This window comes from Mycobacterium persicum (assembly GCF_002086915.1).
GTDB classification, from domain to species: domain Bacteria; phylum Actinomycetota; class Actinomycetes; order Mycobacteriales; family Mycobacteriaceae; genus Mycobacterium; species Mycobacterium persicum.
The window spans coordinates 4,581,513-4,606,824 of sequence record NZ_MWQA01000001.1 but is presented as its reverse complement, the minus strand read 5'-3'; the positions used below and the strand labels follow the sequence as shown (position 1 = coordinate 4,606,824).

At 67.9% G+C, this 25,312-nt stretch carries 24 protein-coding genes; 7 read left to right on the top strand and 17 right to left on the bottom strand.

The window, feature by feature from the left end; all coding sequences use genetic code 11:
• Positions 1-23: 23 nt before the first annotated feature.
• The 12 genes from B4U45_RS29540 to B4U45_RS20965 all read right to left on the bottom strand — a co-directional run bounded on the left by B4U45_RS29540 (position 24) and on the right by B4U45_RS20965 (position 12,258).
• Positions 24-359, bottom strand: a complete 336-nt coding sequence (locus B4U45_RS29540; protein WP_244899430.1) for a hypothetical protein — start codon at positions 357-359, stop codon at positions 24-26.
• A 532-nt stretch (positions 360-891) separates the two neighbouring features.
• A complete protein-coding gene (locus B4U45_RS21015; RefSeq protein ID WP_219859502.1) occupies positions 892-1,722 on the bottom strand; it encodes a DUF2993 domain-containing protein in 831 nt (276 codons plus the stop codon).
• Between the two features lie 55 nt (positions 1,723-1,777).
• Positions 1,778-3,553, bottom strand: coding sequence for an MtrAB system accessory lipoprotein LpqB (gene lpqB, locus B4U45_RS21010; RefSeq protein ID WP_075547874.1), 1,776 nt, complete (start codon positions 3,551-3,553; stop codon positions 1,778-1,780).
• Positions 3,553-5,232 carry an MtrAB system histidine kinase MtrB gene (gene mtrB / locus B4U45_RS21005; RefSeq protein WP_075547794.1) on the bottom strand — a complete coding sequence of 560 codons (1,680 nt, stop codon included), beginning with the start codon at positions 5,230-5,232 and terminating at the stop codon, positions 3,553-3,555. Before mtrB ends, lpqB begins: the two co-directional genes overlap by 1 nt.
• 64 nt (positions 5,233-5,296) lie before the next feature.
• Positions 5,297-5,983, bottom strand: a complete 687-nt coding sequence (mtrA, locus tag B4U45_RS21000) for a two-component system response regulator MtrA (protein ID WP_036417860.1) — start codon at positions 5,981-5,983, stop codon at positions 5,297-5,299.
• Positions 5,984-6,052: 69 nt separating this feature from the next.
• A complete protein-coding gene (locus B4U45_RS20995; protein ID WP_075547793.1) occupies positions 6,053-6,697 on the bottom strand; it encodes a dTMP kinase in 645 nt (214 codons plus the stop codon).
• Between the two features lie 94 nt (positions 6,698-6,791).
• The gene (gene ahcY, locus B4U45_RS20990; RefSeq protein WP_075547792.1) at positions 6,792-8,270 is read right to left on the bottom strand and encodes an adenosylhomocysteinase; all 1,479 of its coding nucleotides are present in this window, start codon (positions 8,268-8,270) and stop codon (positions 6,792-6,794) included.
• A gap of 103 nt (positions 8,271-8,373) precedes the next feature.
• Positions 8,374-9,021 (bottom strand): TetR family transcriptional regulator AlkX, encoded by a 648-nt coding sequence (gene alkX / locus B4U45_RS20985; protein ID WP_075547791.1) that lies wholly within the window; start codon positions 9,019-9,021, stop codon positions 8,374-8,376.
• Positions 9,021-9,203: a rubredoxin gene (locus tag B4U45_RS20980; RefSeq protein WP_023371557.1), complete on the bottom strand. Its 183-nt coding sequence runs from the start codon at positions 9,201-9,203 to the stop codon at positions 9,021-9,023. Before B4U45_RS20980 ends, alkX begins: the two co-directional genes overlap by 1 nt.
• 22 nt (positions 9,204-9,225) lie before the next feature.
• Complete coding sequence (locus B4U45_RS20975) at positions 9,226-9,387, bottom strand: rubredoxin (RefSeq protein WP_075547790.1); 162 nt, start codon at positions 9,385-9,387, stop codon at positions 9,226-9,228.
• On the bottom strand, positions 9,387-10,661 hold the full coding sequence (locus B4U45_RS20970; RefSeq protein ID WP_075547789.1) for an alkane 1-monooxygenase: 1,275 nt from the start codon (positions 10,659-10,661) through the stop codon (positions 9,387-9,389). The genes B4U45_RS20975 and B4U45_RS20970 overlap by 1 nt, the downstream gene beginning before the upstream one ends.
• 112 nt (positions 10,662-10,773) lie before the next feature.
• A complete protein-coding gene (locus B4U45_RS20965; RefSeq protein ID WP_075547788.1) occupies positions 10,774-12,258 on the bottom strand; it encodes an amino acid permease in 1,485 nt (494 codons plus the stop codon).
• Between the two features lie 54 nt (positions 12,259-12,312).
• Here B4U45_RS20965 and B4U45_RS20960 point away from each other — a divergent pair, with 54 nt between their 5' ends.
• Both B4U45_RS20960 and B4U45_RS20955 read left to right on the top strand, forming a co-directional pair.
• A complete protein-coding gene (locus tag B4U45_RS20960; RefSeq protein ID WP_219859501.1) occupies positions 12,313-13,695 on the top strand; it encodes an FAD-dependent oxidoreductase in 1,383 nt (460 codons plus the stop codon).
• Positions 13,696-13,756: 61 nt separating this feature from the next.
• Positions 13,757-15,127, top strand: coding sequence for an FAD-dependent oxidoreductase (locus B4U45_RS20955; protein WP_116671271.1), 1,371 nt, complete (start codon positions 13,757-13,759; stop codon positions 15,125-15,127).
• On the opposite strand, the gene manA is transcribed toward B4U45_RS20955, so the two are convergent.
• The 4 genes from manA to B4U45_RS20935 form a co-directional block, all read right to left on the bottom strand.
• Complete coding sequence (gene manA / locus B4U45_RS20950; RefSeq protein ID WP_075547785.1) at positions 15,111-16,337, bottom strand: mannose-6-phosphate isomerase, class I; 1,227 nt, start codon at positions 16,335-16,337, stop codon at positions 15,111-15,113. The two genes, B4U45_RS20955 and manA, sit on opposite strands and share 17 nt — an antisense overlap.
• A 7-nt stretch (positions 16,338-16,344) precedes the next feature.
• On the bottom strand, positions 16,345-17,445 hold the full coding sequence (locus tag B4U45_RS20945; RefSeq protein WP_083153764.1) for a TobH protein: 1,101 nt from the start codon (positions 17,443-17,445) through the stop codon (positions 16,345-16,347).
• Complete coding sequence (locus B4U45_RS20940) at positions 17,442-18,836, bottom strand: phosphomannomutase/phosphoglucomutase (RefSeq protein WP_219859500.1); 1,395 nt, start codon at positions 18,834-18,836, stop codon at positions 17,442-17,444. Before B4U45_RS20940 ends, B4U45_RS20945 begins: the two co-directional genes overlap by 4 nt.
• Before the next feature lie 130 nt (positions 18,837-18,966).
• Positions 18,967-19,437: a DUF3499 domain-containing protein gene (locus B4U45_RS20935; RefSeq protein ID WP_183154970.1), complete on the bottom strand. Its 471-nt coding sequence runs from the start codon at positions 19,435-19,437 to the stop codon at positions 18,967-18,969.
• A 65-nt stretch (positions 19,438-19,502) separates the two neighbouring features.
• Here B4U45_RS20935 and B4U45_RS20930 point away from each other — a divergent pair, with 65 nt between their 5' ends.
• A complete protein-coding gene (locus B4U45_RS20930) occupies positions 19,503-20,036 on the top strand; it encodes a metallopeptidase family protein (protein WP_371686920.1) in 534 nt (177 codons plus the stop codon).
• A gap of 36 nt (positions 20,037-20,072) precedes the next feature.
• Here B4U45_RS20930 and B4U45_RS20925 read toward each other — a convergent pair whose 3' ends face one another.
• Positions 20,073-20,420 carry a WhiB family transcriptional regulator gene (locus tag B4U45_RS20925; protein ID WP_036391130.1) on the bottom strand — a complete coding sequence of 116 codons (348 nt, stop codon included), beginning with the start codon at positions 20,418-20,420 and terminating at the stop codon, positions 20,073-20,075.
• 398 nt (positions 20,421-20,818) lie between these two features.
• On the opposite strand from B4U45_RS20925, the gene cofD reads away from it, so the two are divergent.
• From cofD to B4U45_RS20905, 4 genes are read left to right on the top strand one after another with little or no spacing between them, the layout of a single operon-like run.
• Positions 20,819-21,808 carry a 2-phospho-L-lactate transferase gene (cofD, locus tag B4U45_RS20920; protein WP_075547781.1) on the top strand — a complete coding sequence of 330 codons (990 nt, stop codon included), beginning with the start codon at positions 20,819-20,821 and terminating at the stop codon, positions 21,806-21,808.
• Positions 21,805-23,145, top strand: a complete 1,341-nt coding sequence (locus B4U45_RS20915; RefSeq protein WP_122526383.1) for a coenzyme F420-0:L-glutamate ligase — start codon at positions 21,805-21,807, stop codon at positions 23,143-23,145. Before cofD ends, B4U45_RS20915 begins: the two co-directional genes overlap by 4 nt.
• A gap of 2 nt (positions 23,146-23,147) precedes the next feature.
• A complete protein-coding gene (locus B4U45_RS20910; RefSeq protein ID WP_075547779.1) occupies positions 23,148-24,719 on the top strand; it encodes an Eco57I restriction-modification methylase domain-containing protein in 1,572 nt (523 codons plus the stop codon).
• The gene (locus B4U45_RS20905; protein ID WP_075547778.1) at positions 24,716-25,264 is read left to right on the top strand and encodes an NUDIX hydrolase; all 549 of its coding nucleotides are present in this window, start codon (positions 24,716-24,718) and stop codon (positions 25,262-25,264) included. The genes B4U45_RS20910 and B4U45_RS20905 overlap by 4 nt, the downstream gene beginning before the upstream one ends.
• The last annotated feature ends 48 nt before the right edge of the window (positions 25,265-25,312 follow it).

Sequence of the window (25,312 nt, the reverse complement as noted above, 5' to 3'; positions counted from 1 at the left end):
GCCGGTGCGGGCAGCCGCCGACGTTACTGCGCAGCCGGCCCTGGTGCGGGGCCCGCCGCGCAAGCCGGAAGCGGTGTCGACGACCCAGCCAGCACAGCGGTGATGGGCGCCTGGGGTAGCGCCGCTGCCGCCGGCGCCGGCGGGCCGGGCAGCACCACCGGTCCGGGTGCCGGCGCAGCCGGATCCGTCGGCGCACCCTTACCCGTGCCGGCCGCCTTCACGATCGGAGCGGCACCCGGGGCAGCGTCGGCTGGTGCGGCGGCCACGCCGGCCGGCACCACCGGCACCACGGGCGCGGCCGGCGCAGCCGGCACCACGGGCGCGGCCGGCACCACCGGCACCACGGGCGCCAGAGGCACAGCGCCTGCTACTGGCGGACCGGGCAGCACCACCGGCGCTGCTGCCATGGGCGGTGCGGAACCAAGCGCGCCAAGTTGCTCCAGGCACGTCGGACCGCCGGTCGGCAATGGAGCGGCCGGCGCACCAGCACTGAACGTAAGCGCGGCGCCACACAACCCCGCGCCGGCAGCTACCGCAACGCAGCATCGATCCACAAGCCGCAACGCCAACTCCGTTCATTCCTGCCCAAGCCGCCCGCGAAAACGGCGGCAATGAGGAACCGTATCGGTGCGCCGAATCCTTGCCTAGATCAAGACGTATTGGTTGCCGAACCGATACGGCGCACCAGCCGCGTCGTGATCCAGAATTGCCCAAACAGTGACTTGGGGAACGCTTTTCACGTCCGTCGCCGCGCCGAGCACAAGCACGCTCGGCCACCCGCGATCCCGCGGTGAGTCGCCGGTGCGCGGTATCGGGATGCCGTTTCGGCAAATTCGGCAGATCTGGAACGACCTGGAACGACTTGGAACGACCGAGCCACTCTGCCGCCGGTCAGTCCGAGCCCCGCAGCAACGAGGGCCAGGTGAAGCTGAGCGCCCCCTGGCTCAATCGGGTGATCAGATCCTCGAGATGACGCAGCGGCAACTCCATGCGCCACTCCGGCAGCAGCGCGGACAGGTGCAGCGAGTCCGGGCCAAGGTCGACGTCGGTCAGCAGCAGCCCATGCGGCAGCGCGGGCAGCGGCACCTGGTACGCGGGGACCCGGATCGGCAGGGGCCACCGGCGGTGCCCGGTGATCACGGCGCGCGGGCGCAGCCACAACGTCGTGCCCACCACGTCGGCGTCCACTTCCCCCCCGCCCCAACCGGGCCGGCGTGCCCAGCGCAGCCGGGCGGTCCCGTCCCCGCGGAGTTCACTGCGCAGCTGCGGTGCCACCTGCCGCAGCACATCGTCGAAGATGTCCGCCGACAGCACCGACGACAACCGGGCCGGAGCCGCGACCACCAGCGGGGGCACGCCCGGACGGATGTGCACGTTGCGCAGGACGGCGACCGCGGTTTGGAGGTGGTGCTGATCCCACCTGATGTCGCGTGCGGCGACGCGGACCTCGCCGAGCTGACCGACGGGCAACCCCTGCGGGTCGAGCTCGGCGTCCAGCTCGGTCACGGTCAGCACCACATCGTCGCCGCCGATGCGCACCGTGACTTCCTTGTCGACGAGCAGCTGCTGCAGCGTCATGAACAAGGTGCGGTATGGCATGGCAACCGCTTGGGCGGCTCCCGCGCTCACCGACGGCAACCCGGTCGACGACCACAACGAGGCCAGCATGTCGAGGGCGCGGAACGGATCGTCCCAACGCAGGAAAGGAACTCTGGGCGACATCGACAAGCGCCTCCTCACTGCGAGGGTAGCCGGTGAGATCAGCCCAGCCCAGCGCTCATCCCGGCAATACCGGCGCCGCCCCCGCCACCATCAGGCCCGCAACTTCCGCCCAGCCCTGCTGACCGTCGGCGGCCGACGCCGAATACATCAGCACCCCTTGCGGAGCGGCAACGTACACCGTCGAGGGATTGGCGGCGATGGCGAACAGCGGTATCTGCAAACCCCTGGCCGGGGCGTCGGAGTTGACCCCGTCGAGGTTCACATACGAAACCGGGTGCGTCGCATCATTGCGGGTCACCACGATGTCGTCGCCGGTTCGCCAGGACAGCGACACCACCGAGGTACCCAGCCCGAAACCCAGCCGCCGCGGATAGGTCAGGGCGAACTGACCAGCCTGGGTCTGCTCGACACCGGCGAGGATCACCTGCCCGTCGATCACCATCGCGGCCCGCGTTCCGTCGCGCGAGAGCTGCAGGTCGGTGATCGCGCCCGGAAAGCGACTGGACACCGCGGTGGAGTCCACCGGTATCCGCGCCGGTTGTCCCGACGCGGTTTCCTGGATCGCCCGCAGCACGATGTTGGTGTCGACGACCACCCACACCGCGTCGTCCAGCGACCAGCTGGGCCGCGAAAGATTGTGGCCGTCGGCCGACTGGACCGCCTCGCCGCCGAGGTCACCGATCCACAAGGAGGCCGCCACATCGGGGGCGCCACGCCGCAGCGTCACCACCGACGCCACCTGCCGGCCACTGCGGGACAGTGCTGCCCCGGTCTGGTCGCCCATCCGCCCGAAGGCACCGGGCACGGTAATGATCCGCTGTCCGTCCAGCGCCACCAGTGAACCGCCCACCAGGGCGTGCAGGCCCGCGCCGGCGCCATCGGCCACCCCCGGGTCGGTGGCGGCGACGTCGGAGGTGTTCCATCCCTCCGCGAACCTGTCGTCGAGCGGGGCGCCGTCGGCGTTGATCACGTACGGCCCTCTGATGTCGGCTCTGGCCAACGTCCAAATGATCTGGGCGGCAAGCAATTGCCTGCTGTGCGGATCGGTGGTGGACAGCTTCTCCAGGTCGATGCGCGCCCCGCCGTACCCCTTGCCGATGCCGCTCTTGCCGCCGTCGGCACGGGTTACCGGACCGCGCAGCCGCAGCGGCGGAGCCAGCAGGTTGCGCACCGTGTGGGCCATCTCCGGACGCGGCCCCGACAGCAGCTTGGACACCAACTCGGTGGCCAGCTGGTCGTGATCGGACACCGCGACGTAGCGCGGATCGGGAACCACGGTCTTGCCGGTCGGGTCGGCGAAGTACAAGGTGTTGCGCTTGTAGGTCGCCTGGAACTGCTGCCAGTCCAGGAAAACCCCGTTGGGCAGCCGGTCGATGCGCCAGCCACCGGACGTCTTGACCAATTCGATCGGGCCTGGATCCGGCAGCTGACCCTCGGCCGTCTCGAAGACCCCGATGTCGGAGAGCGAACCCAGGATATCTGCCCGCATGGTCGCCGAAACCCGTTCTGCGCCACGGGTTTCGACGAATACCACGTGGTCGATCAGCAAGGCGCTGCCGGCATCGTCCCAGGCGTTGGATGCCGACTGGGTAAGGAACTGACGTGCTGCCAGATGCCGGTTGGCCGGGTCGGCGGTGGCCTTGAGAAATTCGCGCAGCAGCACGTCTGGATCCATGCCCGGGGTCGGCTTGGGCAGGTTCGACGGCGCCGGACGCTCGACGGTGCCGATGGCTTGCGGCGCCGACGAACTGGGCACACTCGCGCAGCCGCCGAGCAGCGCGGCCACGAACAACAGGGCCGTGCTGGCCCGGATCGCCCGGATCCGCTGCATCAGCCGCTCCACTCCGCGGGTTCGCGCTGGTGCTGACGATCTTTCTGTTCTGGCGCGTTCGGCTGTGGGACGGGTTGCGGGATCGGCTTCATGGGCAACGGGCTGGTGGTCACCTTGTGCCCGCGCACCAGCGGAAGCGTCAGCCGGAAGCAGGAGCCCTGGCCGGGTTCCCCCCAGGCTTCCAGCCGGCCTTGGTGCAGTCGCGCGTCCTCGATGCTGATCGCCAGACCCAGCCCGGTGCCGCCGGAGCGCCGCACCCGCGAGGGATCGGCGCGCCAGAATCGGCTGAACACCAGTTTCTCCTCACCGGGCCGCAGCCCCACCCCGTAGTCGCGCACCGTGACCGCCACCGTGTCCTCGTCGGCGGCCATCCGGATCCGCACCGGCTTGTGCTCGGCGTGGTCGATGGCGTTGGCGATCAGATTGCGCAGTATCCGTTCTACCCGGCGGGCGTCGACCTCGGCGATCACTTCATGGGCCGGCAACTCCACGAGCAACTCGATACCGGTCTCCTCGGCCAGGTGCCCCACATTGCCCAGAGCACTCTTGACGGTGGTGCGCAGATCGACTGCCTCCACCGACAGCTCCGCCACCCCCGCGTCGTGCCGGGAGATCTCCAGCAGGTCGTTGAGCAGTGACTCGAACCGGTCCAACTCGCTGACCATCAGCTCCGTGGAGCGCCGCAGCGTCGGGTCCAGGTCGGCGCTGTGGTCGTAGATCAAGTCGGCCGCCATGCGCACCGTGGTCAGCGGGGTGCGCAGTTCGTGGCTGACGTCGGAGGTGAAGCGGCGCTGCAGGTTGCCGAACTCCTCGAGTTGGGTGATCTGTCGGGACAGACTCTCGGCCATGTCATTGAACGACACCGCCAATCGCGCCATGTCGTCTTCGCCGCGCACCGGCATGCGCTCGGACAGATGCCCCTCGGCGAACCGTTCGGCGATCCGCGAAGCCGAACGGACCGGCACCACGACTTGGCGCGACACCAGCAGCGCGATGCCGGACAGCAGAACCAGCAGCACCAGGCTGCCCGTTGCCATGGTGCCGCGCACCAGCGCGATGGTGGCCTGCTCGTTGGCCAACGGGAAGATCAGGTACAGCTCCAGGTTGGCCACCCGCGACGACGTCGGCGTACCGACGATGAGCGCCGGCCCGGAGAAGCCGTCGGTGTGCACGGTGGCGTACTGATACGCGGCCTGGCCGGCCTTGACGAAGCCCCGCAACGCGGCGGGCACCTGGTCGACGGGCCCGGCCGTGGAGGCGGCGCGCGGCCCGTCACCCGGGACCATCAGCACCGCATCGAACGCACCGGCCTGGCTGGTACCGGAGGCGGGATCGGTTTTCGAGGTCAGGGTGTTGCGCGCGAGCTGCAGGCTGCTGTCCAGCGAGCGGGTCTCTTCGCCGTTGACGATGCCGCTGACGGTGTTTCGCGCCCGCTCGGTCTGGTCGATCGCGGCCTTGAGCTTGATGTCGAGCACCCGGTTGGTGACCTGGCTGGTCAGCACGAAGCCAAGCGCCAGGATCACGGCCAGCGAGAGTCCGAGCGTCAGCGCGACGACGCGCAGTTGCAACGATCGGCGCCACGCCACCGCGACGGCTCGACTCAGCGCACTCAAGCCGCGAGCCATCGGGCCGGAGCGCCCCCAACGACCACGCGTACGTCGCCGAGAGCCCCAAATCACTGGCGCCGCACTCCCCTGTCAGCGGACGGCGGTCCCCCCGGGGCGTCGCGGTCGTCCCCGGGGATCACGGGGGTCCGGCCTTGTATCCCACTCCTCGAACGGTCAACACCACTGTCGGGTTCTCCGGGTCTTTCTCGACCTTGGCCCGCAGACGCTGGACATGCACGTTCACCAGCCGGGTGTCGGCCGGGTGACGATATCCCCACACCTGTTCGAGCAGCACATCACGAGTAAACACCTGGCGGGGTTTGCGTGCCAGTGCGACCAGCAGGTCGAATTCCAGCGGCGTCAGCGAGATCTGCTCGCCGTTGCGGGTGACCTTGTGCGCCGGCACGTCGATGTCGACGTCGGCGATCGACAACATCTCGGCCGGCTCGTCGTCGTTGCGGCGCAGCCGGGCCCGCACCCGTGCGACCAGCTCCTTGGGCTTGAACGGCTTCATGATGTAGTCGTCGGCGCCCGACTCGAGACCAAGCACCACGTCGACGGTGTCGGTCTTGGCGGTCAGCATCACGATCGGAACGCCGGAGTCCGAACGGAGCACACGACATACGTCGATGCCGTTCATGCCGGGCAGCATCAGGTCCAGCAGCACCAGATCGGGGCGCAGCTCGCGCACCGCGGTCAGGGCCTGGGTGCCGTCACCGATGACCGCGGTGTCGAAGCCCTCCCCACGCAGCACGATGGTCAGCATCTCTGCCAGCGAAGCGTCATCATCGACGACGAGAATCCTTTGCCTCATGGTGTCCATGGTGGCACTAGAACCGGACAAAACTGCGATTCCACCCGGGCGTTTCGTCTTTGATATGGGCAAATAGTCTCAAAATCGATCATTTGAGGCCATCAGGGTCGCCGCCAGCCGGTCCGGGTCGACCTCGGAGTCGACCACCAACCATCGTCCGTTCCAGTCCGCGGCGGCCAATTGCGCATACACCGCGCCGGTGCGCTGTTGCAGCTTGTCGTCACGCTCGTAGCTGTCGCGCGCTCGCACGGGGTCGGCTTCGGCCCGGCTGCGGGCCCGCTGTGCGGCAAGATCGGTGGACACCGCCAGCAGCACCTGCCAGTCGGGTGCGGGCAGCTCCAGCCGCTGGTACTCGAGTTGCCGCACCCAGGCGACCGCCTGCCCGTGCGCGTCCTCGTGCAGCCGGGCCGCGCTATAGGCGGCGTTGGAGGCTACGTAGCGATCCAGGATCACCACGTCGTAGTTCCGCCGCAGCTCCGCGATCTCCGCCGCCGCGCCGGCGCGGTCGAGCGCGAACAGCGTCGCCATCGCGTACACCGACGAGGCGAGATCACCGTGCCCCCCGTGCAGGGCCTCCGCGGCGATGTCGGCGGTGACCGAGCGCCCGTAGCGCGGGAACGCCAGCGTGGCCACCGACTTCCCGACCGCCTGGAACGCCGCGCGCAGGCCCTCGGTCAGCGTCCGTTTGCCGGCACCATCAACGCCTTCGATCGCGATCAGCACGGCGCGAGCCTAGTCCCTGCCTCGAGCGTGACGCGGCAGTCACACTCGGCGCCGAACGTGACTGTGGCGTCACGCTCGGCCGCCGACACCGCACTCAGTAGCGGTAGTGATCCGGCTTGAAGGGGCCCTCGACGTCGACGCCGAGGTACTCTGCCTGCTCCTTGGTGAGCTTGGTCAGGTGACCACCGAGCGCCTCGACGTGGATGCGGGCCACCTTTTCGTCGAGGTGCTTGGGCAGTCGGTACACCTCGTTGTCGTATTCGTCGTTCTTGGTCCACAGCTCGATCTGGGCGATCACCTGGTTGGCGAAGCTGTTGCTCATCACGAACGACGGATGCCCGGTGGCGTTGCCCAGGTTCAGCAGTCGGCCCTCGGACAGCACGATGATCGAGCGGCCCGTGTCGGGGAAGGTCCACAGGTCGACCTGCGGCTTGACGTTGACCCGGGTCGCCCCGGAGCGCTCCAGACCGGCCATGTCGATCTCGTTGTCGAAGTGGCCGATGTTGCCCAGGATCGAGTGGTCTTTCATCTGCCTGATGTGCTCGAGCATGATGATGTCTTTGTTGCCGGTGGCGGTGACGACGATGTCGGCGTCGGCGATGGCGTCCTCGACGGTGACGACGTCGAAGCCCTCCATCATCGCCTGCAGCGCATTGATCGGGTCGATCTCGGTGACCTGGACCCGCGCGCCCTGGCCCTTCATCGCCTCGGCACAGCCCTTACCGACGTCGCCGTAGCCGCAGATCAGGACCTTCTTGCCGCCGATCAGCGCGTCGGTGCCGCGGTTGATGCCGTCAATGAGCGAGTGCCGGGTGCCGTACTTGTTGTCGAACTTGGACTTGGTCACCGAGTCGTTGACGTTGATCGCCGGGAAGGCCAGGTCGCCGGCGGCGGCGAATTGGTAGAGCCGCAGCACACCGGTGGTGGTCTCCTCGGTGACACCCTGGACCGACTCGGCGATCTTGGTCCACTTGCCCTTGTCGGTCTCGAACCGGTTCCGCAGCAGGTTCAGGAACACCTTCCACTCCGCCGAATCGTCTTCCTCGGCGGGCGGCACCACGCCGGCCTTCTCGTACTGCATGCCGCGCAGCACCAGCATGGTGGCATCGCCGCCGTCGTCGAGGATCATGTTGGCAGGCTTGTCCGGGTCCGGCCAGGTCAGCATCTGCTCGGCGGCCCACCAGTACTCCTCGAGCGTCTCGCCCTTCCACGCGAATACCGGGACACCCTTGGGCTCCTCGGGCGTGCCATGCGGGCCGACCACGACGGCGGCCGCCGCATGGTCCTGGGTCGAGAAGATGTTGCACGACGCCCACCGAACTTCGGCGCCGAGTGCGGTCAACGTCTCGATCAGCACCGCGGTCTGCACGGTCATGTGCAGCGAACCCGAGATGCGAGCGCCTTTGAGGGGCTGCACCTCGGCGTATTCGCGACGCAGAGACATCAGGCCGGGCATCTCGTGCTCGGCGATGCGCAGTTCCTTACGACCGAAATCCGCCAGCGACAGATCGGCAATCTTGAAGTCGATGCCGTTACGAACGTCGGGGGTCAGCGAAGTTTCGGTCGTCGTCATGGCGTGTTTGATCCTTACTGTGGGCCTGCGGGAAGCTGAGCGAGGCGACATAGCCTAGGTATGCTCTTCAGCCACTGTAGCCCCCGGCTCCCAGCCTCGCAGGTCAGGGGATATTGATCACCCCGTGGCGTTCCGCGAACGGCGTCATCAACCTCGCCAGGTCCGCGGCAACGTCGTGGTCGGCCTCCGGCGGCATCGGCACATAGCTCAAGCACAGCCGCACGATCGCCCGCGAGAGCACACCGGCGTCGTCGTCACTGGTGGCCACCCAGGTCTGGGTGAAGGCCTTCGCCAGGCGGGCCGACGCACGGTTGATGATGGGCGCGCTGTCGGTGGTGATCAGCTGCAGCAAATCGGGCTTGGCGGCGCCGGTCAGCAACGAGATCACCAGGGGATCGGCCGCGGACTCGGCGAAGAAAGCGCGAAAACCCTGTAAGAACGACTCAAAGATGTTGCCCACGTTGGCATCCAGCGAGGCATGCACCCGGTCCACCAGGCGGTCGGTGAGGCGCAGCGCATAGCCCTGCGCCAGGCCCTGCCGAGAGCCGAACTCGTTGTAGATGGTCTGCCGGCTAACACCTGCGGCGCGAGCCACGTCAGACAGGGTGATCGCCGACCAGTCTCGAGTCAGCAACAGATCCCGCATCGCATCCAGCACCGAATCGCGCAACAGGGCCCGAGATGCCTCGGCGTAAGGAATCCGCTTCACAGGCGCGACAATATCTGTTTCCGCCAGCACCTTGGCCTCCATCACGATCGGGCCACCTCCACCATCACGAAGTCGGACTTCGCCGCCCCGCAATCCGGGCAACTCCAGTCCTCCGGGATGTCCTCCCAGCGAGTGCCGGGTGCGATGCCCTCGTCCGGCCAGCCGAGTGCCTCGTCGTACTCGAAGCCGCACTGGACGCACTGAAACAGCTTGTAGTCGCTCATGGTTGTCTCCCTTTCAGACCTTTCACACCTTTTCGAAATCGACCTTCTCCCGGACGGCGCAGTCCGGGCAGCACCACTCGTCGGGAATCTGCTCCCATCGGGTGCCGGCTGAAAACCCTTCCCGGGGTTCACCTTTGGCCTCGTCGTAGACGTAGTCGCAGACCGGGCACCGATAGGCCGCCATCATGCCGCGTCTCCGTGCCGGGCTGCGTGCACGGCCCCGTACCGGGCCAGCATCTTGGCGCGCACCCGGGGGTGCAGGTTGACCCTGGTGATGTCGCCGTCGTAGTGCTCGAGCACCCGGTGGTCCATCACCTTGCGCCACAGCGGCGGGAAGTAGGTCAGCGAGATCATCGACGCGTACCCACTGGGCAGGTTCGGCGCCCCGTCCATGCTGCGCAACGTCTGGTAACGACGGGTGGGGTTGGCGTGGTGGTCGCTGTGCCGCTGCAGGTGATACAGGAACAGGTTGGTGACGATGTGGTCGGAGTTCCAGCTGTGCACCGGCGCGCAGCGCTCGTAGCGGGCCTTCCCGGAAGCGGTGCCGATCTTCTGCCGCAGCAGTCCGTAGTGCTCGAGGTAGTTGACCGCTTCCAGCAGGCTGAAGCCGAACACCGCCTGGATGATCACGAACGGGATCAGGCCCACGCCGAAAACCGCGATCAGCACCCCCCACAACACCACCGACATCGCCCAGGCGTTGAGCACGTCGTTGGACAGGTAGGTCCGGGGGTCCCAGGGGCTCTTACCGAGCCGGCGAATCCGTTGGGCTTCCAGCCCGATCGCGGAGCGCAGGCTGCCGATGACGCTGCGCGGCAGGAATTCCCAGAAGGTCTCCCCGAAGCGGGCCGACGCCGGATCCTCCGGGGTGGACACCCGCACGTGGTGCCCACGATTGTGCTCGATGTAGAAGTGGCCGTAGCAGGTCTGGGCCAGCGTGATCTTGGACAACCAGCGCTCCAGCGACTCCTTCTTGTGACCCATCTCGTGGGCTGTGTTGATGCCGACGCCACCAAGCACACCCACCGACAGGGCAACCCCGATCTTGCCCGCCCAGCTCAAACCGCCCTCGAAGCCGAGCCAACCGAGGTCGGACGCGGTAAACAGATAGGCGCCCAGCACCACACTGAGGTATTGGAACGGGACGTAGATGTAGGTGCAGTAGCGGTAGTACTTGTCGTTTTCCAGCCGCTCCATCACCTCGTCGGGCGGGTTCTGACCGTCGGGCCCGAAGCGCAGGTCCAGCAGCGGCAACAGGATGTAGACCAGGAACGGTCCGATCCACAGCGGCGCCTGGGCCGCGGCGTGCCAGCCCAGCTGGTTCAGCCCCCACACGATCGGCAGCATCACGAACAACGCCGTCGGGGCGATCAATCCCATCAGCCACAGGTGGCGCTTCTTATCGCGCCACTCCGTTTCGGGAGCTTGCGCCAACTCGGAACTGAACTGTGTGGTCATATGCCAAACCTCCTCGTGAGTCACACCACGCTTAAGGTTGGACATTACTGCCTTATACGTCTGCTGTCTAGACATCAGACGTATATTTGTACACTATGTTTCCAAAATGGCCTTACTTGTCAGGCGCCGCATTGGCCACCTCCCGGTTTCCGTGCACCGAATGCCGGTGCCCATAGCCCACGTAGATCGCGGTGCCCAACACCAACCAGACGCCGAACCGGACCCAGGTCAGCGCGGTCAGATTCACCATCAACCACAGACACGCGCACAGCGAGGCGATCGGAAGCCACGGCACCAACGGCGCCCGGAAGCCGCGCTTCAGGTCGGGCCGCTTCCTGCGCAGAATGATCACACCGCCGGATACCAGGACGAAGGCGAACAAGGTGCCGACGTTGACCATCTCTTCGAGCTTGGTGATGGGAAAGACCGACGCCGTCGCGGCCACCACCACCGCGACCAGCACGGTGATCCGCACCGGCGTGCCGCGTGGCCCGGTCTTGGCCAGCTGCCGCGGCAACAGCCCGTCGCGCGCCATCGCGAACAGGACCCGGCACTGTCCGAGCATCAGCACCATCACCACGGTGGTCAGCCCGGCGAGCGCCCCGACGGAGATGATGCCGCTGGCCCAGTACACCCCGTTGGCCGTGAAGGCGGTGGCCAGGTTCGCCTGGCCGCCGCCCGGCACGGTGCGCAGCTGCCGGTAGGACACCATGCCGGACAGCACCACCGACACCGCGACATAGAGCAGCGTGACGATGCCCAGCGACGCCAGAATGCCCCGCGGGACGTCACGCTGCGGATGCTTGGTCTCCTCGGCCATCGTGGCCACGATGTCGAAGCCGATGAACGCGAAGAACACGATCGACGCCCCGGCCAGGACGCCGTACCAGCCGTAGTGGCTGCCGTGGGCTCCGGTCAGCAGCGACAGCACCGACTGGTCGGCGCCCTTGCCCTGATGTTCGGGTTCGGGTTCGGGAATGAAGGGCGAGTAATTGGCGGCCTTGATGTAGAACGCGCCGACTATCACGACGAAGATGACCACCGACACCTTGATGGTGGTGACCACGGCAGAAAACCTCGACGACAACTTGGTGCCCAGCGCGACCAGGGTCGCCACCACCGCGACGATCAGCAATGCACCCCAGTCGAAGTTGACCGATCCGAAATGGATTGTGCCACCAGCAAATCCGAACACTGTGCCCAGATAGCTGGACCAGCCCTTGGCGACGACGGCGGCGCCGACGGCCAATTCCAGGACCAGGTTCCAGCCGATCACCCACGCCAGGAACTCACCGAAAGTCGCATAGGAGAAGGTGTATGCGCTGCCGGCCACCGGAAGCGTCGAGGCGAATTCGGCATAGCACAGGGCCGCCAGCGCGCAGGTGCCCGCGGCGATGAGAAACGACACCCAGATGGCCGGGCCGGTGATGTCGCCGGCAGTCGAGGCGGTGACCGTGAAGATACCGGCGCCGATCACCACCGAAACACCGAACACCACCAGGTCTCTCCAGGTGAGGTCCTTGCGCAGCCGAGTGTCCGGCTCGTCGGTGTCAGCGATCGATTGCTCTACCGACTTCGTGCGCCATCGATCGGCCATGCGTGTCCTCTCGCCTCCAGCTGTGACCGCACAGTACTGGGTACGCTGCCGGGGATGAGGGCGAGCTTGCGAAACAGCGCCGCAAACCCCAAGGACCACGCGGTCGTCATCGGCGCCAGCATCGGCGGGTTGTGCGCAGCCCGGGCGCTCGCCGACTTCTATGCCACGGTGACCGTCTTCGAGCGCGACGAACTGCCGGACACGCCCTCGTATCGCGGCGCGGTCCCCCAGGACCGTCATCTGCACCTGCTGATGGCCCGCGGCGCGCTGGAATTCGAGGCGCTGTTCCCCGGTCTGTTGGCGGAACTGGTGGCAGCCGGCGTGCCGATGCTGGACAACCGCCCGGAGTGCATCTACCTCGGCGCGGTAGGCCACGTCCTGGGCACCGGCCGGCAACTGCGTAAGCAGTTCACCGCCTATCTGCCGAGCCGGCCCCACCTGGAGTGGCAGCTGCGACGACGGGTGCTGGCCCTCGGCAACGTCGCGATCCGGCGGCGCACCGTCAACCAGCCGCGGTTCGACGGCGCACGTGACCGGGTAACCGGTGTGCTGGCGGAGACCGGCGCCGATGATCCGGAGTTCGTCGCGGCCGATCTCGTCGTCGATGCGGCCGGTCGCGGCAGTCGGCTGCCGGTGTGGTTGGCGCAGTGGGGATATCAGCGCCCGGCCGAGGACACCGTCGACGTCGGCATCGGCTATGCCAGCCACCGGCTCACCATCCCGGACGGACTCATCCGGGAAAAGATCGTGGTCACCGGTGTCGGCCCAGGGCAATCGCTGGGCCTGGGCATGTTGTGCTACGAGGACGGCAGCTGGATCTTGACGACGTTCGGGGTCGCCAAAGCCCCCCCGCCTGCGACCTTCGACGAGATGCGTGAGCTCGGCTACCGGCTGCTGCCCAGCCGTTTCGCCGATGCGTTGGCCCGGGCCGAACCCGTCGGCGCCCCGGCATTCCTCGCATTTCCGGTCAGCAGATGGCGCCGCTACGACAAGCTGAGTCGCTTCCCGGCCGGGATCATCCCGTTCGGGGACGCCGTCGCCAGCTTCAATCCCACCTTCGGGCAGGGCATGACGATGGCGTCCCTGCAGGCCGGCCGGCTGCGCCAGGCACTGCAATCCGCACCCGGCGAGCCGGCCGTCGAATTCAACCGGGCCGCCGCCAAGATCACCAGACCGGTGTGGACGATGAACGCGATCGCCGACCACTGCTTCCAACACGCCGACGGGCCGATGCCGCGCTGGTATCGGCCGGTCGGCGCGCTCTACGACCAGTTCCTCGGTGCCGCTGAAACCAATCCTGTTCTGGCCGAATGGTTTTTACGCCGAATCTCGCTGCTCGACAGCCTGTACACGGTGCCGTCGGCGCCAATCATCGGCCGCGCCGTGGCGCACAACATGCGGCTGTGGCTGCGCGAGCGCCGGTCGCCGCGACAGTAGCGGGTACGCTGCGGGAATGCGGGGGAGCTTGGCGAGCACGACGGATTCCAGGGACCATGCGATCGTCATCGGGGCCAGCATCGCGGGGCTGTGCGCGGCGCGGGTGCTCTCGGATTTTTTCGGCCGGGTGACGGTTTTCGAGCGCGACGAGCTGCCGGACGCACCGGCCAACCGCGCCACGGTTCCCCAAGACCGGCACCTGCACATGCTGATGGCCCGTGGCGCAGACGAATTCGACAGCCTCTTCCCCGGCCTGTTGAAAGACATGGTCGCCGCCGGTGTGCCCATGCTGGAGAACCGCCCGGACTGCATCTACTTCGGGGCCGCGGGCCACGTCCTGGGGACAGCACACACGCTGCGCGAAGAGTTCACCGCCTACGTGCCCAGCCGGCCGCATCTGGAATGGCAGCTGCGCCGGCGGGTCCTCGACATCGACAACGTCGAGATCGTGCGGCGACTCGTTCTCAAACCGCGGTTCGCGCCCGCCCGGCAACGGGTGACCGGGGTGCTGCTCGCACCCCAGGAAGACGGTGATCCCGAGTTCCGGGCCGCCGACCTCGTCGTCGACGCGGCGGGGCGCGGCACCCGGCTACCAGTGTGGTTGACGCAGTGGGGATTTCAGCGCCCGGCCGAGGAAACCGTGGACATCGGCATCAACTACGCCAGCCAGCAGTTCCGCCTCCCCGACGGCCTGCTGCGGGAGAAGGTGGTGGTCGCCGGCGCCTCACATGACCAGTCGCTGGGCCTGGGCATGCTGTGCTACGAGGACGGCACCTGGGTGATCACCACCTTCGGCGTCGCCCATGCCAAGCCGCCGTCGACCTTCCCCGAGATGCGCGCGCTCGCCGACCAGCTGCTGCCGGCCCGATTCGCCGACGCGCTAGCACAGGCCGAACCGGTGGGCAGCCCGGTCCTGCATGCCTTTCCGGCCAGCCGGTGGCGCCGCTACGACAAACTGGAGCGGTTCCCGGCGGGCATCCTCCCGTTCGGCGACGCCGTGGCCAGCTTCAACCCCACCTTCGGGCAGGGCATGACGATGACGTCGCTGCAGGCCGGCAATCTGCGCCGGGCGCTGCAATCTCCCACGAAAAGCCTTGCGGCCGAATTCAACCGGCTCACCCGCAAGACGACCTATCCGGTGTGGATGATGAACGCCATCGGCGACATCACCTTCCACCACGGCGTCGCCGGGCCGGTCCCGTGGTGGTGGCGACCATCCGGTGCGTTGTTCGACCAATTCCTCGGCGCCGCCGAAACGAATCCCGTTCTCGCCGAATGGTTTTTACGCCGGTTCTCGCTGCTGGATAGCCTGTACATGATTCCGCCGCCGCGGATTGTCGGCCGGGCCATGGCCCACAACCTGCGGCTATGGCTCGGCGAGCGCCGCCAAGCCGTCGCCGGTAGGCGGCAAGCCGTCACAGCCCCACGGTAGCCCGGAACAGTTTCGTGGGCTCGTGCGCGAGCAGCCGAATCGGGCCGTCGTCAGCGGCCACCCAGGCAGCCATCCCCTGCTTGAGCGTCAACGACTTCGACTTGCCATGGACCATGGTCGAACCCTCGGTGCACAACAAGATCTGTGGGCCCTCATGGCTGGAGGGTGCATCGATCTCGTGGCCCAGCTGATCCGCGCCGAGCGCGAGCAACGCGACCGCGAACTCCTCGGCCGGAGTGTCGTAAACCAGCTCCAGCCCGTCGCGCCGGATCGGCGGCCGCAGTTGCGACTCCGCGGTCGGGGCGAAGTCCAGCACCCGCAGCAGCTCCGGCACATCGACGTGCTTGGGAGTCAGACCGCCACGTAATACGTTGTCGGAGTTGGCCATTACCTCCAGCGCGAAACCCCGCAGATAGGTGTGCAAGTTGCCGGCCGGCAGGAATATCGCCTCACCCGGCGACAGGCTGATCCGGTTGAGCAACAACGCCGCGAGCACCCCGGCGTCGCCGGGATAACGCTCGCCCAGCTCCAGCACCGTCTTGACCTCCGCGGCGAATTCCGTCGCACCGGAGCTGACGTAGTGAATGGCGCCCTCCAGCACGGCGGGCACCAGCACGTCGATGTCGGGCTGGGGGGCAGTGATCCAGGTGGTGAACAGCGCACGCAGGCCGTCGGCGTCGGACTGGTCGCTGAGCAAGTCGATGAACGGGTCGAGGTCCGACACCGCCAGCGCCTGCAGCAGCTCGCGGGTGCGGGCGACCTGACGGAAGCCGGCCAGCGCCTCGAACGGCTGCAACGCCACCAGCAACTCGGGCTTGTGGCTGGTGTCGCGATAGTTGCGCACCGGCGACGCCACCGGAATGCCGAGCCGCTCTTCCCGTAGATAACCCTCGATGGCCTGCTCGGCGCTGGGGTGGGCCTGCAACGACAACGGCTCGTCGGCGGCCAGGACCTTCACCAGGAACGGCAGCACATCGCCGAACCGGGTGCGCAACCCGTGACCGAGCTGTCCCTCCGGATCGGTGCTCAGCGCTTCCAGCAACGAGGTTTCGCCTTTGTCGGTTTCCAGCCAGGCGGGGTCACCAGGGTGCGCACCAAACCAGAGTTCGGCTTCGGGGTGGGCGGCCGGCACCGGCCGCCCGGTGAACTCGGCGATAGCGGTACGCGATCCCCAGGCGTATGTCCGTAACGCTCCGCGTAGCAATTCCACCTTGTATCTATCCCCGCGCCAGTCGCAAATACACCGCGGCCATCTCCAGCCGAACGGCCAATATTGCCAGTTGCTGTTCGGGACGTTGAGCGGCGGCCGCTGTGAGCGGGCCATCCGACCCGGCCACGCCGGGGTCCTGCGTCGCGTCCTCGGCCGTGACCAGGTTGATGTCGTCCAGCCCGGCGATCCGGGCGCCGACCACCGTCCGCTCCCCGGCCAACGTCAGCGCCAGCACCCGCATCCGCTCGGGCAGCGGGCCGTCGATCTGCTCGTCGTGGAACAGGGCATCCCCCGAATAACCGGCGGCACCGGAGGCCGCGCCGGCCCGCAGCGCCACCACCGCGTCGGCCAGCCAGGCGGCCGCGGCCACCTGCTGCGCGATCCGCAGCAGCACCGAGCTGCCGTGCCGCGCCAGGGCCAGGGTGGCGGCGTTGTCACCGGTCAGCGCAACCCGGCGTCCCGATACCCGCGCGGCAAGCGTCTTAGCCGGGTTGGTGAACACCTCGCGGGCGGCACTGTTGTGCAACGCCTCGGCATCGAGTTCGTCGGCCAGCGACGCCAGGTCGATCTGCAGCCTGGGGTCCACGGTGCTCAGCGCGGCCAAGCCCGCGGCCAGGTAGCGGCACAACCCGAACTCGTCGGGAACCCGTAGTCGTGGTTCCAGCACCGCGACTCGACCGGCCGTGGAGTCGCGCAGCGGACCCGCATAGGGGGCTACGACGACGACCCGCGCGCCTCGGCGCACACCGGTCGCGGCCGCTGCGACCAGTGCGGGATCACCGGGGTCGTCACCGGCGACAATGAGGACGTCAAGCGGACCCACCCAGGGCGGTGCCTCCCTGGCGAGCGCGATCGGCTCCGCGGCCGCAGCCGCGAGCGTCGATACCAGCATCGCCCCGGCCGTCTCGGCGGGACCTCGCCCGCCCACCCAGATCACCGTTCGGGGCCGGTCGCCGCCGCGCAGCAAGTCCAGTTCGCCTTCGTCGTGTGCGGCGGCAATCGCCCGCACCTGCGCACCGGCGGTCGACGCGGCGCGCAACAGGCCGTCGCGGTCGGCGGCGATCAGGCCGGCGGCGTCTTCGAGATCGACCGAGTGGACGGCACTCACGGTCCCGCCTCCGCCGGCAGCTGGGCCGCGATTTCGCCGCTGACCTGCTGCACCACCGCATCGACCTCCTCGGCGGTGCGGGCCTCCACGTTGAGCCGCAGCAACGGCTCGGTGTTGGAGCTGCGCAGGTTGAACCAGCTGTCATCGCCCAGATCCACCGTTACGCCGTCGAGGTGGTCGATGGACTGGACCCGGCTGCCGAACGACTTCAGCACCGCCTCCACGCACGCCTCGGCGTCGGCCACACGGAAGTTAATCTCACCGGACGATTCATAGCGCTGGTAGTCGGCGGTCAGCTCGGACAACGGCCGGTCCTGCTCACCGAGGGCGGCCAGCACATACAGTGCGGCCAGCATCCCCGAATCGGCGCCCCAGAAATCGCGGAAGTAGTAGTGGGCCGAGTGTTCGCCGCCGAAGATCGCGCCGGTGTCGGCCATCAGCGCCTTGATATAGGAGTGTCCGACTCGCGAGCGCAGCGGCGTGCCGCCGCGCTCGACGACCAGTTCGGGCACCGCGCGCGAGGTGATCACGTTGTGGATCACCGTGGCGCCGATCTCCCGGCCGAGCTCGCGCGCTGCCACCAGGCTGGTCACCGTTGACGGCGACACGGGGTGGCCGGTCTCGTCGACCACGAAGCAGCGGTCGGCGTCTCCGTCGAAGGCCAGGCCGATATCGGCGCCGGTGTCGCGCACATAGGACTGCAGGTCCACCAGGTTGGCCGGATCGAGCGGGTTGGCCTCGTGATTGGGAAACGAACCGTCGAGTTCGAAGTACAAGGGCAGCAAAGTAATCGAGCCGATGGGGCCGAGCACGGCCGGCGCGGTGTGGCCGGCCATCCCGTTGCCGGCGTCCACGGCCACCCGCAGCGGCCGCAGTCCGGTGGTGTTGACCAGCGATCGCAGGAATTTCCCGTAGTCGTCCAGCACATCCTGGTCGGTGCACGTTCCGGCCGGCCCGTCGTAGGCGGGCACGCCATTGATGAGATCGTCGCGGATGGCGATGAGCCCGGTATCCGCGCCCACCGGTTTGGCGCCGGCCCGGCACAGCTTGATGCCGTTGTATGCGGCGGGGTTGTGGCTGGCGGTGAACATCGCACCGGGGCAGTCCAGCAGTCCCGAGGCGAAATAGAGCTGATCGGTCGACGCCAAACCGATGCGCACCACGTCGAGGCCCTGTCCGGTCACCCCGTCGGCAAACGCGGCGGCCAACGACGGCGAACTGTCGCGCATGTCGTGGCCGATCACCACCTGCCGCGCACCCTCGGTGTGCATCAACCGGGCGAAGGCCGCGCCGATATCGGCGGTCAGCGACTCATCGATCTCTTCCCCGACCAACCCGCGCACGTCATAAGCCTTGATAAAACGATTGATAACCGCGGCGGGCCAAGACATGGCGGGGCTCCTGACGACTGAGGTTTTCTGCGTCCCTTGGCCGCCAGCCTATCGGCCCGACGAAGTCGCCGACGGCATCGGTCCGGACCGGAGCCGAACCGGCTGCGGGAATCGGCCGGGCCAGTCGTGACTAGTCGGGTGGATCGGGCAACACCCGAAGGTGTCCACGGCGACGTCCATTGCGATGTTCAGACGGCGCGAACACCCCACCATTCGGAGCCTTAGCATGAACACCGGCCTGAACACCGGCGTGGTGGACCACGGGATCGGGGAAGCCGTTGTGCGGCGAGCCGTTTCTGCCGGGATGGGCCACCGAATAGGCCCCGGCAGCGACGGGGCCGCCCTCGCGCACCGCGTCGGCCAGCGCAACCAGATCGTCCTCATCGGGATTGGTGGGTAGCGGTCCGGCATGGCGCACGAGTTCCCACCCGCGCGGCGCGGTGATGCGGCCGGCGTGGCTGACGCACAGATCCCAGGAGTGCGGTTCGCGTGCGGTGGCGAGCGGACCCACGACCGCCGTCGAGTCCGAGTAGACGAACGTCAACGTTGCCACTGCATAGTGCGGACACCCGGGCCGGCAGCAGCGACGGGGTACGTTCACGACCGAAAGGCTATCGTGCGGAAACGCCGCCGGAGCGGCGGACACGCGCATCCGTGCCAGCCGCGATGTGCAACCGTTACCATCGGCGCGTGACCGATTCCCGCGGCTACCCGCGCAGCGGCCGGCCGGGTGGCAGATCCGCGGCGGCGCGTCGGGTGCGGCGCCGGGGCCGCGAGTGGCGTGGCCCGCTGCTGCCGCCGACGGTGCCGGGGTGGCGCAGCCGGTCCGAGCGGTTCGACATGGCGGTGCTGGAAGCCTACGAACCCATCGAGCGCCGCTGGCAGGAGCGGGTGTCGGAATTGGACGTCGCGGTCGACGAGATCCCGCGCATCTCGGCCAAGGATCCCGAGAGCGTGCAGTGGCCGCCCGAAGTCATCGCCGACGGGCCGATCCCGCTTGCCCGGCTGATACCGGCAGGGGTCGACGTCCGCGGCAATGCCACGCGGGCACGAATCGTGTTGTTCCGCAAGCCAATTGAGCGACGGGCGAAGGACACCCTGGAGCTTGGCGAGTTGTTGCACGAAATCTTGGTGGCCCAGGTGGCCAGCTATCTGGATGTCGAGCCCTCGGTCGTCGACCCGACGATCGACGACGACTGAGCGCCGGGCTGCCCTAGATCCCGAACAGGATCCCGCTCAGATGATTCCGCGCTTGAGGCGGCGACGCTCGCGCTCCGACAGGCCACCCCAGATGCCGAAACGCTCGTCGTGAGCCAGCGCGTATTCCAGGCACTCGTGGCGCACCTCGCAGCCGAGGCAGATCTTCTTTGCCTCGCGGGTCGAGCCGCCCTTCTCCGGAAAGAACGCCTCGGGATCCGTTTGGGCACAAAGGGCGCGGTCCTGCCACTGGTCGGCGGGCGGCTCGACGGGAGCCGGCGCCGGCTGAGGCTCGAACGCGTCGGGAACCAAACTCAAGTGCGGTCGGGCAATCTCCATCGATGGCACTGTCGCCGAGCCGGCAGCGGTGTGCGGTGCGCCTGCCATCACACCCCTAAGGTGCTCATAGGACATGCCGCCGCCTCCTCACCTAATAGATCGTGAAATGGTTTGCCACTGTTTTGATGTGCGGTTAACCCAATTCGAACTAGTGATCGAATCTCGGTCTGCGACACCGAAACCGGCCGGCCAACCGGGAAATGACACTGATGTGATTAGACACGCATTGGGCAGCCGGGTCAAGCATTCCGGCGCATTTCCATACCATCTCGTGATCAAATTTCCGCGATTCTGTTTCGGTTCGTTGTACGGCGTGTCTAGTGCACTTCGTCACAATGACCGTCAGGGGCCCGTCAGGGGCCCCTCGGGGGGCCGGTCAGGGGCCGGCGTGAAAGCGCGGCAACCCCGCCCTGATCCCCCGTCCCCGGCGGGTACTGTCCTGCGGTGTGAAGGTCACCGTTCTCGTGGGGGGAGTCGGCGGCGCCCGCTTTCTGTTGGGGGTCCAGCAGTTGCTCGGCCTGGGACAGTTTGCCATACCGGGACACGACGCATGTCACGAATTGACGGCGGTGGTCAACATCGGTGACGATGCCTGGATCCACGGGCTGCGTGTCTGCCCGGACCTGGACACCTGCATGTACACCCTGGGCGGCGGTGTCGATCCGCAGCGCGGTTGGGGTCATCGCGACGAAACCTGGCACGTCAAAGAGGAACTCGCGCGCTACGGCGTGCAGCCGGACTGGTTCCAGCTCGGCGACCGGGATCTGGCGACCCACCTGGTGCGCACTCAGATGCTGCGGGCCGGCTACCCACTGTCGCAGATCACCGCGGCACTGTGTGACCGCTGGCAACCGGGGGCGACGTTACTCCCGGTCAGCGACGACCGTTGCGAAACCCACGTGGTGATCACCGACCCGGAGACCCGATCCCGGCGTGCCATCCACTTCCAGGAGTGGTGGGTGCGTTACCGCGCCCAGGTGCCGACCCACAGCTTCGCCTTCATCGGCACCGAAACAGCTAGTGCTACAACAGAAGTGGTGGCCGCCATCGCCGAGGCCGACGTCGTCATGCTGGCTCCGTCCAACCCGGTGGTCAGCATCGGCGCCATCCTGGCGGTCCCCGGAATCCGGGCCGCCCTGCGGGCCACCTCAGCGCCGATCGTCGGCTACTCGCCGATCATCGGGGGAAAACCGTTGCGCGGCATGGCCGATGCGTGTCTTTCGGTGCTCGGGGTGGATTCCACCGCGGCGGCGGTGGGCCGGCACTACGGCGCGCGCACCGGCACCGGCATACTCGACTGCTGGCTGGTCGCCGAGGGCGATCAGGCCGATATCGACGGCGTGCTGGTGCGATCGATACCGCTGTTGATGAGCGACCCGAAGGCAACCGCGGAGATGGTGAGCGCCGGGCTGGAGCTTGCGGGCGTGGCGGCGTGAGCGAGCACGGCACCGGATCGGCCGTCGAAATCCTGCCTGTCACCGGGCTTCCCGAATTCCGCCCTGGCGATGACCTGAGCGCGGCGATCGCCGCGGCCGCGCCCTGGCTGTGCGACGGCGACGTCGTAGTGGTCACCAGCAAGGTGGTGTCCAAGTGCGAGGGCCGGCTGGTGCCGGCACCGGAGTCCGAGGAGGCGCGAGATCGGCTGCGTCGCAACCTGATCGACGACGAAGCGGTACGGATATTGGCCCGCAAGGGCAAGACGTTGATCACCGAGAACCGACTCGGGCTGGTGCAGGCCGCCGCCGGGGTCGACGGATCCAACGTCAACCGGAATGAATTGGCGCTGCTGCCCGCCGATCCCGACGCCAGCGCCGCGGCGCTGCGCGCCGGGCTGCGCGAACGCCTCGGTGTCACCGTGGCTGTGGTGGTCACCGACACCATGGGACGAGCCTGGCGCTGCGGCCAGATCGACGCCGCGGTCGGCGCCGCCGGTCTGGCGGTGTTGCATAACTATGCGGGCGCCCTGGACCGGCACGGCAACGAGTTGGTCGTCACCGAGATCGCGGTCGCCGACGAGATCGCCGCCGCCGCCGATCTGGTCAAGGGCAAGTTGACGGCGCTACCGGTGGCCGTGGTCCGCGGGCTGCCGGTGCGCGACGACGGCTCCACGGCGCGGCGCTTGGTGCGGCCGGGCGCCGAGGACCTGTTCTGGCTCGGGACCGCCGAAGCCATCGAGCTGGGGCGTCGACAGGCCCAGCTGTTGCGCAGGTCGGTTCGCCGGTTCAACCCCGAGCCGGTACCGCCGGAACTCGTCGAATCCGCGGTCGCCGAGGCGCTCACCGCGCCGGCCCCGCACCACACCCGGCCGGTGCGCTTCGTATGGTTACAGACGCCGGCGGTGCGCACCCGGCTGCTCGACCGGATGAAAGACAAGTGGCGCTCCGATCTGGCCGGCGACGGCAAGCCGGCCGACGCCGTCGAACGCCGCGTCGCCCGCGGCCAAATCCTTTACGACGCACCCGAAGTCGTGATCCCGATGCTGGTTCCCGAGGGCGCCCACGCCTACCCCGACGCGGCCCGCGGCCACGCCGAGCACACCATGTTCACCGTCGCGGTGGGAGCCGCGGTGCAAGCTCTGCTGGTCGCCCTGGCGGTGCGTGGACTGGGCAGTTGCTGGATCGGCTCGACGATCTTCGCCGCCGATCTGGTGCGTGCCGAATTGCGGTTGCCTGCCGACTGGGAGCCGTTGGGCGCCATCGCGATCGGCTACCCCCAAGAGCCGACGGGGGTGCGCGACCCGGCGCCCGTCGGGGATCTGCTGATCCGCAAGTGACAATGTTCGCCGGTAAGGCCGCCGCGTCCGCCGACAAAGTTCGCGGCGGCTACTACACGCCGCCCGCGGTGGCCCGGTTCCTTGCCCGGTGGGTCTGCGAGGCCGGCCCACGGATCCTGGAGCCCTCCTGCGGGGATGGCCGGATTCTGCGGGAACTGGCTGCGCTGACGTGCCGGGCGCACGGTGTGGAACTCGTTGAGCGGGAAGCGAAAAAGTCGCGAGAATTCGCAGCCGTCGACGTCGACAACTTTTTCAGCTGGCTGCATACGACCCGACCCGGCAGCTGGGACGGTATCGCCGGCAACCCGCCCTATATCCGCTTCGGCAACTGGGCGCCCGATCAGCGGGCACCGGCCCTGGAGCTGATGCGAAGCGCGGGCCTGCGCCCGACGAAGCTGACCAATGCCTGGGTCCCGTTCGTCGTGGCCAGCACAAACCTGGTGCGCGACGGCGGACGAGTGGGCCTGGTGGTTCCGGCGGAATTGTTGCAGGTCGGCTACGCGGCGCAACTGCGGGAATTTCTGCTGAGCAGTTATCGCGAAATCACGCTGGTGACTTTCGAGCGATTGGTATTCGACGCGATCCTGCAAGAAGTCGTGTTGTTCTGCGGAGTGGTCGGCGCGGGCCCGGCGCGGATACGCACGGTCAACCTCGCCGGCGCCGGTGGACTCGAGCGCGCGAACCTCACCGGCGAGACCGCTCCGGCACTGCTTCACGAAAAAGAGAAGTGGACCACCTATTTCCTCGAGCCGGGTCAGGTCGAGCTGTTACGCGCACTGCGCCGGTCCGGGGCCATGGTCAGGCTCGGCGACCTGGCGGAGGTGGACGTGGGCATCGTGACCGGCCGCAACAGCTTCTTCACCTTCACCGACGTCGAGGCGGCCGCGCGGGGGCTGCGGCGGCACTGCGTTCCGCTGGTCTCTCGCAGCGCCCAACTCAGCGGTCTGGTCTACGACGACGATTGCCGGGCAAGCGATGTCGCCGCCGGGCACCGAACCTGGCTGCTGGACGCCCCCATCACCCGCACAGATCCCGCTTTGGCCGCACACCTTGCCGCCGGCGAGGCCGCCGGGGTTCACCTGGGTTATAAGTGCTCGATCCGCAAACCGTGGTGGCGCACGCCGTCGCTGTGGATTCCGGACCTTTTCATGCTGCGCCAAATCCACTGCGCGCCGCGCCTGACGGTCAATGCGGCCGCGGCGACGAGCACCGACACCGTGCATCGGGTACGGGTGGGCCCCGCCGTCGATCCGGCAAGGCTCGCCGCCGTCTTCCACAACAGCGCGACGTTCGCGTTCGCCGAGATCATGGGCCGCAGTTACGGCGGTGGCGTCCTGGAGCTCGAGCCGGGTGAGGCCGAGCTGTTGCCGGTCCCGCCGCCGGCGTCCGCGAGCATCGAACTTGCCCGCGACGTCGATCTGCTGCTGAAGGCGAACGAGACGGAGAAGGCCCTCGACATTGTGGATCGCCAGGTCCTGATCGAGCGGCTCGGTCTGTCGCCGGACCTGGTCACGAGCTGCCGGGCGGCGTGGTCCACCCTTCGCGATCGCCGACGCAACCGGGGGTCGCGTTGAGCATCCGGGATTCGGTGATCGCCACCCTGACCGATTGGCAGGCTCCCGATCCGGGCCAGGACTCGCTGCGGCATGCCGTGCTGGCGTTCGTGCATGCCCGCGCCGACGCGTGCCGGCGCGACTGCGAAGCCGGCCACATCACCGCCTCCACGCTGGTGCTGGACGACAGCGGCACCCAGGTGCTGCTGTGTCTGCATCGCCGCTTCGGTCGTTGGGTGCAGCTGGGCGGCCACTGCGAGGACGATGACCGCGACGTGGTCGCCGCGGCGCTGCGCGAGGCGACCGAGGAATCCGGCATCGCGGGTTTGCGACTGGCGCCCGAACTGGTCGCGGTGCACGTGCACCCGGTCACCTGCTCGTTGGGAGTGCCGACGCGTCACCTGGATCTGCAGTTCGTGGCGCATGCGCCGGCCGGGGCGCAGATCGCGATCAGCGACGAGTCCGAGGACCTGCGGTGGTGGCCGGCCGAGGAGTTACCGCCCGGAGCCGACCACGCGCTGGCGTACCTGGTGACTCAAGCAACTCGGGCGACACGCCGGGCGTGACGCCAGCGTCACGTTCGGCGTCGGGCGTGACGCCAGCGTCACGCCCGA